Origin of the sequence: Bradyrhizobium sp. 142, from assembly GCF_023074015.1 — a bacterium.
Classification (GTDB): domain Bacteria; phylum Pseudomonadota; class Alphaproteobacteria; order Rhizobiales; family Xanthobacteraceae; genus Bradyrhizobium.
This window is the reverse complement of sequence record NZ_JADPKQ010000325.1, coordinates 1-5,265: the sequence shown is the minus strand read 5'-3', so window position 1 is coordinate 5,265 and position 5,265 is coordinate 1. Positions and strand designations below refer to the sequence as shown.

Genomic DNA, 5,265 nt, shown 5'->3' with positions numbered 1-5,265 from the left:
GTTCGAAACCGCGTTCGCGCAAAACAAGGCACGATAACGCATCATGGCAACCGCACTGTCACAGAAATTATCGTGTCTCATTCCAGGGGTGCAGTCCAGCACTGTCACCGTAATTCACTGTCACCGCAATTCGCTTTCTTCCTTGCGCTGTCGCGAGGACGGGTTGCTCTTGGCGAACTCTTCCGCGGCGATGCGGACCGCCTGCTGTGTCGCTGGGTAGCCGCTATAGGGCGCGAGATTGACCAGCGTTTCGATGATCTCTTCCCGGCTCGCACCAACGTTCAAGGCGGCGTTGATGTGGACCCGCAAAGGGGTTTCCGTCGTCGCGGAACCGATGGCAGCCAAAGCCGCGCAGGCGCTGAGTTCACGGGTCTTCAGATCGATGCCACTGCGCGAGAACACCTCGCCATAGGAATGCTCGACGATCATGCGCCCGAGGTCCGGCGCGATGTCGTCGAAGCTACGGACCACGGCGTCGCCTGATGCCGCTGAGCTTTTCGCGAGCAGAGCGTTCCCCCGCTCCAGTCGGTCCGAACGGCTTTCCGTCTCGATGTGCGCGGGGATGTCGACCTGAAGCGTCTGGACGCCGAGCGCGAAGACGCTCCGGGCGACCGAGAATGCGTTGAGGGCCGAAGGGAAGCCACGGTAGACGCTGAGCTGTATCAGCAGCTCGATGATCTCTTCGCGCGCCACCCCATTGGCGATAGCGCCGGCCAGATGAAGACGCAGCGCATCGGCGCGGTTGCCGGTCGCGGCGAGCATCGCGATGATCGCGAGCAGCTTGGCCTTGTGATCGAGGCCGTCCCGAGCCAGCGCCTCCCCGAACCCGAAATCGATCGAAAGCTGCGCGAGGTCGGGCGCGGTGCCGGCGAAGCGATCAAAATAGCCCTGGGCGTCGCCCGCTACGAGCCGCTCCAGCATCTCGCGTCCGGCCCATCCGCGTCCCGCTCCGTCACCCGTCGCGGGCTTGATGGGCTGAAATGCCAGCTCGCGTTCGGCGAACACCGACCGGACGATGCCGACGGCATTGACGGTCGCAGGAAAGCCCAGGACCGCGACCGAGACGAAGAGCAGTTCGACGACCGCTTCGGGGATGCCGCCGGCATTGAGAAAGCCAGCGATATGAAACTTCAATTGCGGCTGGGCGCTTCCGTCGGCCAGCAGCATCGAGACGGTGCAGAGCTGCCTTAGCGGGAGATCCAGCCCCGGGCGGGACAACACATCGCCATAGGGATATTCGACGGTGAGGCGCGACAAATCGGCGGAGGTCTCCGCCAGAGCATTGATCGGTCCATCGAAATTCTCGCCGCCGATCCGGCGGAGCATCTCCAGGCCGCGTGAAAATCGATCCTCATGAGTTTCCGAGGCCATGGCTTGCCCGCTCCGACTGATGGCGAAAGAAATTGCTGCGACGAAGGCAGCCTCAATAAAGCGTCGGCGAGAACTTGCTCTTCCCGTTGCTACGGTGGTGGGACCTGACACTCATGTTCTCCTACTCTGCCATCCGCCCCCGCTTTATTTCAGGTCAAACCTTGCATCGGCGATTGCGATAAATCCAATTCATTCTTAGTATCGCCGTGATGAAGCAGATTCATATTGCTACCGTTGATCTCAATCTGCTGGTCGTCTTCGACGCCCTCGTTGCCGAAGGGCACGCCACGCGCGCGGCCGAGCGGATTGGGCTGACCCAGCCGGCGGTCAGCCATTCGCTCAATCGCCTTCGGGCTCTGTTCGGAGACCCGCCGTTTGTCCGATCCCCGCGCGGCATGACGCCGACGCCACTGGCGCAGGACATTGCGCCGAGTGTTCGGTCGATCCTCGAACTGGTTGAAGGCGTCCTGCTCGGCGGGCGCGCGTTCGATCCGGCCGAAAGCACGCGGCAATTCGTGGTTGGTCTCTCCGACTATGCCGCTTTCGTGCTCTTACCACGTCTGATCGCACGGCTCGATCGCGAAGCGCCGGGCGTTTCTCTGGTTGTCCGCAACACGAGCCGCAGCGTCGGTTTGCCGATGCTCGACGACGGTGCAGTGGAACTCATCGCCGGCAACTTCCCCCAGCCGCCGACCCATATGCGAGAAGAACTGCTATACGAAGAGGACTTCATCTGCGCTGGCCGCGGCGATCACACCGATCTGGCCGATAGTCTCGACCTCGACCGCTATCTCTCGCTGCGCCATCTTCAGGTTTCGATGAAAGGCAATCCGAGCGGCTATGTCGATGCCGTGCTCACTGAGAAAGGATTGAAAAGGAACGTCGTCGTAACGGTCGGCCACTTCTTGATGGCGCCGATGCTGGTCGATGCCTCCGACCTCGTGGCAACGGAACCCCGTCGTCTCTTCGCACCGTTGGCCGGGCGGCTACCGCTCCGACTTTTTCCGCCGCCATTGGATATTCCTTCATTTCGAGTAGTGCAGACTTGGCATGCGCGCCACGACGCCGACCCAGGGCATCAATGGCTGCGACGGGTACTCAGTGAAGTCGGTCAATGGGTTTGAGGGCTAAAGCCCCAATCCCCGCTGCCGCCCCAACTGCCAGGACACCGATCCGCCCTGCACGATGCCACTGACCTCGCGGCCGAGCTGGCGGTCGATGACCGGCCGCCACGGGACAAGCGTGAACTCGTGGGACTTCTCGACCATGTCGAACTGAACCACATCAGCGAGCACCTGATCGCAGTACGGGCCTGCGTGGGTGTGGCTGGCTTGCCCTGCTTTATCGGGGACAGAGACCGCGATCTCGTCCGGATCGCCGAGGACGTGCCGCCGTTCGCGCGCGGATCAGGACGCCGGCAAGTCCCTAAAGGGATCGAGCACAGGCACGCAAAGTGGTTCAAAGTGCCTGGAGTTACGCGACGGGATCGTCAACGTGTGCCGACCGCGCCGATGCCGGCAGGCGAGAGTTGAACAGGCGATTGGAACACCCCGCCTATAGGGAGCGTTTAGATCGGTCGCGGCCTGCTTTCCGCCCCAGGAAACCAGGTTCCTTCCTCCGCCAACCAACCCGTGAGATTGCTCTGGAGAACGTCATGCAGCGACGATCAACATCCCCAGGAGAGCTCAGCCTCGATACCGCGCGTGATTGTGCCGAGGTATCCCGCAGCCCATTTGCCGAGGAATGCCATCTGCGCGTGAGTGGCACAGACAGCGCATACTCCATCTTGGACTATCGTGCGCTCGCTGGCTTCGGCCCGGCACGCCACACGCATCGTTTTGACGACGAGATCATCCATCTGCTCGAAGGCCGGATCGTGATATGGACGCCAGAACGCTGCTTCACCATGACCAACGGCGACATGACCCTGCTGCCAAAAAGGATGCCGCACACCTGGCGTGCCTTCGGCAATGAAGGTGTTCATTTCACCGTCACCGTCGTTCCGGGTGGCTTCGAACGATTCTTCTCCTTGACCGAGCAACGCGGAGTTACCACCACTGATCACGCCGGCCTTGGCGCTGCAGCCCGAGAGGCGGGCGTAGACCCCATAGGACCACCGCTATCGGATGACGAAGTGGTTCAGATTGTCGCCGGAAAAACTAGGCTAGACGGCCATGCTGGCTCGCCCGGGGCGTAGCGCGGCGCAACTCGGCAGCCTGAGAAGAACCATTCATCTCACGTTCGAAAATTTGGCCAACATGAATCGACGAGGTGACCGGGCCGATGAGGCTTGTCAGGCAGTGATCATCCCATACGGCAGCCTTGCACGTTCTGCGCATGGAACACTTGCCGGGAGCATCACGTTGCAGGCCATGAACGTGGTGCTTGATGGTGGTGAAATTTGCCGGCGCTCACGACGGGCCGTGAAAGGACGTCAAATCATTCCCACTCGATGGTTCAGAGGTATGGTAACTCGCTGATTTGGCGTCACAAATCTTTTCGGCACACGACGAAGAACCGTATCCCGGATCCGTCAGAAATTTTCGCTCTTGAATTCAAAGGAGAATTTCGGCGATCCGCGATTTGCTCGGTTTTACAGACTATCGATATCGATTGGTCGATTTTCCTCGGAGTTCTCCGCAAAAGCGGCGTCTCCAGCCTGCCAAAATGACCGTCAGCGATGGTGAAGTCCGTCGCCGTCAGTCGTGTGACCCTCGCGCCGGTTGCGATACGGCGCAACATTCGCGGATTGAACGATGCCGCTTCAAGCGACCGCAGCTCGGCTTCCGAACGGATTGCGGCAAGCGGCGACCTGCCGCGCATCAGTCGCGCGATATGGACAGCCCCGCGAGAAGTGGAGCGTACGCGGCGAGCCTGCGGGATACGAACTCCGTGAAGAGCCGCACGCGCTTCGTCTTGCGTGTCTCCCCCTGTGTGAGGAGCCAAACCGTTCCGTACATGTGCAGGTCGGTGCCCGGCACCCTCACCAGTAGGGGGTCGGCATCGCCAACGAAGCACGGCAGTGTCGTCATGCCGAGCCCTTGCCGTACAGCAACGATCTGCGCCTCGGCGTCCGTGATCCTGAATGGAACCCCCGTGGTGCGAACCTCACCCTCGCTGGCCCAGTCCGGGATTCCATGAATGCTTATGACAATCCACCGGATGGGATCAGGCGCGCCCGCCCGCCACGCGGCTAGTCGATCGCAGGACATGTAGACGCCGCCGAACAGCTCCGGTCCCTTCATGCCGTGAAGATTGAGCGGCAGGGTTTTGCGGTCGTAGACGACGCGGATCGCGACGTCGGCCTCTCGGTTGGTCAGATTTGCCAGCTCGCCGGACGATAAGATTTCCATCTCGATGTCCGGATGCAGACGCGCGAAATCGGCGAAGTCCGGCATGAGCAGGTGTGTCGCGAGGGGCGGCGCCAGCGTCACCCGCAGAAGCCCGCGCACGCTCTGGTCGCGCCCGAAGACGCGCGTCTCGAGCTGGTTCGACGACGCTTCCATCTGGTCCGCGAACTCGAGGACCTCCTCGCCCGCAGCCGTCAGGCGGTAGCCCGAAGGCAGCTTTTCGAACATGTGGACCCCGAGGCGTTCCTCGAGCTGGGCGATGCGTCGCAGCACCGTCGCGTGGTTCACACCGAGGCGCTCCGCGGCAGCCCGCACCGAACCTCCGCGCGCGACGGCAAGAAAGTAGCGAACGTCATCCCAGTCGATCATGGTGCAATCCCGCACCGCGCGGTGCGACTTCCAAAGCCCGTATCTTACACATCGAACGCCGGTATGGGCGGTCATCCTAGTTCTACTGAGTCAGAAAGTCGCAGTACCAAGGATACAGGAATCAGGTATTGGGCGAGATTCACACCAGCGGTAGGTGCTGAGGATGGATCGCCGA

At 61.5% G+C, this 5,265-nt stretch carries 4 protein-coding genes and 1 pseudogene; 2 read left to right on the top strand and 3 right to left on the bottom strand.

All coding sequences use genetic code 11. The features are described from left to right. Nucleotides 1-120: 120 nt before the first annotated feature. On the bottom strand, nt 121-1,326 hold the full coding sequence (locus IVA82_RS30340; protein WP_247390957.1) for a carboxymuconolactone decarboxylase family protein: 1,206 nt from the start codon (nt 1,324-1,326) through the stop codon (nt 121-123). 254 nt (nt 1,327-1,580) lie between these two features. On the opposite strand from IVA82_RS30340, the gene IVA82_RS30335 reads away from it, so the two are divergent. After that, nucleotides 1,581-2,495, top strand: coding sequence for a LysR family transcriptional regulator (locus tag IVA82_RS30335; protein ID WP_247390943.1), 915 nt, complete (start codon nt 1,581-1,583; stop codon nt 2,493-2,495). Between the two features lie 3 nt (nt 2,496-2,498). On the opposite strand, the pseudogene IVA82_RS30330 reads toward IVA82_RS30335, so the two are convergent. Next, a pseudogene (locus IVA82_RS30330) lies at nt 2,499-2,648 on the bottom strand (DUF3363 domain-containing protein); the annotation flags it as partial. Nucleotides 2,649-3,025: 377 nt separating this feature from the next. On the opposite strand from IVA82_RS30330, the gene IVA82_RS30325 reads away from it, so the two are divergent. Then, a complete protein-coding gene (locus IVA82_RS30325; RefSeq protein ID WP_247390941.1) occupies nt 3,026-3,568 on the top strand; it encodes a cupin domain-containing protein in 543 nt (180 codons plus the stop codon). 625 nt (nt 3,569-4,193) lie between these two features. Here IVA82_RS30325 and IVA82_RS30320 read toward each other — a convergent pair. Then, a complete protein-coding gene (locus IVA82_RS30320) occupies nt 4,194-5,090 on the bottom strand; it encodes a LysR family transcriptional regulator (protein ID WP_247390939.1) in 897 nt (298 codons plus the stop codon). Nucleotides 5,091-5,265: the final 175 nt, after the last annotated feature.